The organism is Stenotrophomonas sp. 278 (assembly GCF_003935715.1).
GTDB classification, from domain to species: domain Bacteria; phylum Pseudomonadota; class Gammaproteobacteria; order Xanthomonadales; family Xanthomonadaceae; genus Stenotrophomonas; species Stenotrophomonas maltophilia_AH.
Genome location: NZ_RHPP01000124.1, coordinates 1 through 4,773, shown reverse-complemented (window position 1 = coordinate 4,773; position 4,773 = coordinate 1). Strand labels below are relative to the sequence as shown.

The following is a 4,773-nucleotide window of genomic DNA, read 5'->3' as shown; positions in this document are numbered from 1 at the left end:
GTCGGGCTGGATGTAGGCCACTTCAGGAACGCCCGCCGCCGGCGCGTTGATCAGCGCCACCGGGTAGTTGTCCAACCAAATCGCCTGCTGGAGCGCCTGTCCGGTACTGCTGTAGTTACCCAGCCATTGGCCGGCTTCGTCATACACAGTGAGCTGGGAGCTGCCGCCACTGGGTTCACGCTGGATGCGCTCGCCGCGGTGGTTGTACAGGTAGCTTTCCAGCACCGCACCACCCTGTTTGGCCTGAAGCAGCCGGTTGGCGTCGCTGTATACGTACTCACGGCTGCCGATGCTGGTGGTGTTGCCCGCCGCATCGTGGTCGCGGGCTTCGCCGCCCACGCCGGTCAGCCGGTGGCTGCCGGGAGCGTACGTATACACCTGGGTGCCGGCATTGCTGGTCATCCCCATGCGGTTGCCGGTGGGGTCGTAGTCGTACGCCTCGATGGCCGTCCCACTGGGGCCATCCTTGGTCTGGGTGAGCCGGCCCATGCCGTCGTAGCCGAACTGCGCCAGCGAGGCGCTGCCGTCTGCGGTCTTGAGTTCGGTGATGGCTCCCACAGGGTCGTACGAGAAGGCGAGCGACAGGCCATCCTGGCCCACGTCCCAGATCCGCTCGGGACGGTAGTTATGGTCCACGGGGCGAATCAGCTGGCGGCCATCGCCGTAGCTCCAGCCGGTGGCCGGCCCGAACGGCGCGTACATCAGGTTGTTCACCACAACCTGCCGAGGCTGGCCGGGGCGGGTCAGGCCGATTTCACTGATGCGGCCAAGGTCGTCGCGCACGTAGTCGGCCACGCTGCCGTCCGGGTAGGTCAGCTGCTGCAGGCGGCCGCCGATGGTGTAGCCATAGCGCACGGTGCTGGCCACGCCGTCGACCGTCTGCACCTTTCGGGTCATCTGGCCGAAGCGGTCGTAGCAGTAGGTGGTGCTGCCGCCGGCATGCTGCACCTGGGCCACGCGTCCCTTGTGGAAGCGCTCGTTGCTGGCACACACGGCCGATGCGGTGTCGTAGGTGTAGCCCACGTTGAGATTCGGGTCGGGGTAGCTGATGCCGGTCAGGCGGTTGAGGGCGTCATAGTGGTGTAGCACCTGCACGCCACGCGCGTCGGTGCGCACGGTGAGGTTGCCGGCCGCATCACGGGCCATGGCGGTGCTGCCGCTGTCCGGGCTGTTCTGGGCAATAAGGTCGCCGAAGCCGTTGTAGGTGTAGGTGGTGTTCAGGCCCTTGGGATCGGTGACCTGGGTCACCTGGTCCAGCGCGTTGTGGCTGCTCTGAATTTCGGCATTGATGCCACTGGCATCCTGCAGGGTGCGGGCCAGCCGGTTGAGGGGGTCGTACTGCTGCACCGTGTTGCGCTGGAGGGCGTCGACCACGCTGGCCACGTTGCCCTCGGGGTCATACCCGAAGCCGGTGTCGTGGTTGTCCGCATCACGCAGCACGGCCAGCTGGCCCAGCGTGTTGTAGATGCGGCTGAGCGTGCGGCGCAGGCTGCCGCTGGTGTCGGCGGTATCCTCGCGCAGGCGGTTGCCGGCGTTGTCCAGCACGTAGTGGATGGAGTTGCCGGCATTGTCTTCAATGTCAGTCAGACGCTGCGCGGCATCGTAGATGTACGTGATGCTGCTGCCGTCGGGCTCGCGGATCTTCTGCACCTGGCCGGTAGGCCAGTAGTCGATCAGGGTGGTGCGGCCTTCGCCCGGTACCGCTGGATTGACCCGGATAGCAACCGGCCAGCCACGCGGGTGGTACTCGTACTCGGTGATCACCGCGTTGCTGTCGGCAACCTGGAGGGGACGGCCCAGCGCGTCGTAGCTGAGCGTACGCAAGGTGTGCCCGAGCGCGTTGGTGACGGTGAACAGATCACCCTTGCGGTACTCACACACGCCGGTGCTGGCCGGCCCGCAGTTCGGGCCGTCAACGGCGTAGTACTCATAGGTCACGGTGTCGCTTACATCGTTACGCGGGCCGTCCACGCTTTTCAGCAGCCCCAGTACCGGGCAGCTGCCGCCCGCGGCCACATCGGCCGCTTCGCAGTAGCTGAAGGTGGTGGTGCGCACCTCGTTGCTGACCAGATCGCGCACGGCCACGCGGGTGGGCTGCAGGCGCGCATTGCGGATCGTGCGGGTTTCGCGATCGCCGATTCGGCTGTACACCACGCGGTTGCTGCCGGTAAGCGTGTGGGTTTCGGTGACGCGCTGGGCGGGCAGGCCCGCCGCCTCGGTGATGGTGGTGATCTCCACCGGCTGACCGCTGTTGGGGTCGGTACCGGTGCTGTAAGCATAGGTGGTCTGGGTGCCACGACGGTCAGTCTCACTGGCCAGCCGGCGGCGGAAGTCCTGTGCCTTCGGGTAGTAGGTGCGGCTGGTGGGGCCCTGCGGGTCGGTCACGCCGGTGACCTTGCGCGGGTAGCCTTCGCCGGCGGTGGGGCTGAGCCCATAGGTGGACACTTTGCCCAGCGCATCGGTGACGATGGTCGTACCAGCAGCGGTGTACTCCAGCCGCACGCCGTCGATGCCGGCATCGGTGCCGCTGCAGTCGCCGGAATGGCGGCTGCAGGTGACGCGGCCCTTGGCGTCGTAGTTGTACCAGCTGAAACGGCGCGCATCTTCGGTGGTGATGCCGGTGAGATAACGCGGGAAGCTGGCGTTCTCGTAGTGGTACACGCGCACGGTGTTTCCGGGGTACTGCACCGTGGCCACCTGGCCGTTGCTGTTGTACGTGTAACTGGCGACCAGCTGGCCGCTGATCGACAGTGCGCTGATGAGATCTTCGCCGGCGGCGGCTTCGTAGTGGAACATCAACGAACGCCCACTGGAATGCGTGATCGACAGAAGCCGCCCTTGCGCATCATGCTGGTAACTGAGCGCGGTGCCGTTCTCGAAGGCGCGCTGCTGCAGGCGGCCGTTGCCATCGAAGGTGAGCACTTCGTCGCTGCGGTACAGCAGCCAGTTGCTACCCTGCTGCACGGCCCGGTCGCCACTGCCGTTGGCAGCTTCGTAATCGTTGCCGATCTTGGTAAACGCGATCTGGGTGCCGTTGCTTTCAATCAATCCGAGCTTGAACAGATTGCTGGGCGGGAAGCCGCTGGTGTCCACGCCCATGGCCAGCACGAGGTTGTGCGAGTGGGTCCAGTTCGGACCGAAGCCGCCGGCCGGCGTGGAGGTCATGGAGTTGAAGTGACGCACGAACTGGATCCAGCCCAGGTCGAAGTCGGATTCCGGTTGAGATTTGTTACCGGTGGTAGCGTCGCAGGGGTTGCCGACCGAACACATGTTGGCCACAGGTGTTGTGCTGTAGCTGAGAATCATCTGCCCGGCCTGTTCCTGCATGGGTTCCATGGCGCAGGCCTGAAGCTCGGGGCGCCACGACATCAGCGCGGTGTTGGGGCATTGCACCGTGCGGACGCGGCTGACGTACTTTTGCGGATCCAGCAGAACGCAAGCTCCGGTCTGCGCGTTCGTGTAGTAGTACGGAGTGGTGTATTGGGCGGACTCGCCGGTATTGCTGCCGTCGGCACCGCTGCCCAATCCGCCTCCAGGAATACCAGCCCACTCGCCGGGGATGACTTCCGTGGCCGGACATCCTGCTGCAGTGGGCGTGTCGGCCTTCAACGCCGCGATCATCGCCTTCTCGGTTGCGTATTCCTGATTGTTGTAGCGATAGACCCAGTCGCTGATCTTCACCTTGGCAGGCTTGATCCGATAGTTGTAGGTGGTCTTGTCGCCGTCAATCAGCGTGCCGGCAACCTGCCAGTCGAATGGGCCGGCGAACTGGTAAATGCTGAAGTTGTTTTCGATGGCCTGCTGGGCCTGACGCTCACTGGTGAGGGTCTGGTTGTACGCGGAGATCGTCTCCCACTTCTTCTCGACCTCCTGCGCGGAAGCCACTGGCGATACGAGGAGTGCAGCGACGGCGAGCGGCGCGAAGCGATGGGGTAACACGGGGGTAGAACGGGACATTCCGATACTCCTTCCTGGAGGTGGGACTGCTCGTACGTCTGGGCTTGATCGTGGTGTAGCCACGCAGGGCGTGGCTCTACGGGTCGGTAGTACCCGGTGCGCCCCGAAAGTGGCGGGCGGCTGAAGGTGGTGCTGAGTTTCGACGTAAGATCAACGCCCGGTCAAGACGTCAAACTATGCGGACGCTCACTGTTCTGAGTGCGAAGAACCAATTTTCGGAATGTTCCGAACAATGCTGCGGATTTTTCCTACAGCGTAATCAGATATTTCTGCGTGCGACATAATCGCACCCGCAGTCCGCGATCAAGCGCGCCCCCGTTCAATGGTCATGCGTCACCGGATGATGCGGATTCCACGGCGGTCGTCTATCGACCGACCCTACCGGAGACCTTCGTAGAGCCGGGCTTGCCCGGCTGCCTTTCGCGCGAAAAGCAGCCGGGCAAGCCCGGCTCTACGGGGTCATGGGAGGGCGTTGAAGAAGGCGGCGAATACTTCGTCCTTTAACCACTGCTGGCGCAGGCGCAGGCCAGACATCACCTGGTCGACCTGCTGCGCGCGTGCAAACCTTTCCTCGTCACCGCTGCAGCGGGCGGCGTCCAGTTCCTGCTGGGCCTCGGCCATGAACCGCCCTACCCGGTCTTCCAGCGCCCACAGGGCCATCTCGATGCGGGGGAGGCGCGCGGGTGGGGCTACCGCTACGCCTTGCAGGGCGAGCTGCAGGCGCTCGATGTGCTCGGGGTAGTCCTTCAACTGCTCGCCCAGCGGTTCGGGCAGCGGGGGCAGCGGCCTGCGCGGGCGGGTGACGGGTCGGGGGCG

1 protein-coding gene and 1 pseudogene are annotated in these 4,773 nt (G+C 64.8%); both read right to left on the bottom strand.

What is annotated here, in order from left to right; all coding sequences use genetic code 11:
• A partial coding sequence (locus EGJ34_RS17135; RefSeq protein WP_260477037.1) for a DUF6531 domain-containing protein occupies positions 1-3,957 on the bottom strand: 3,957 nt, incomplete at its 3' end.
• 459 nt (positions 3,958-4,416) lie between these two features.
• Positions 4,417-4,773 (bottom strand): annotated as a pseudogene (locus tag EGJ34_RS22310) (hypothetical protein); the annotation flags it as partial.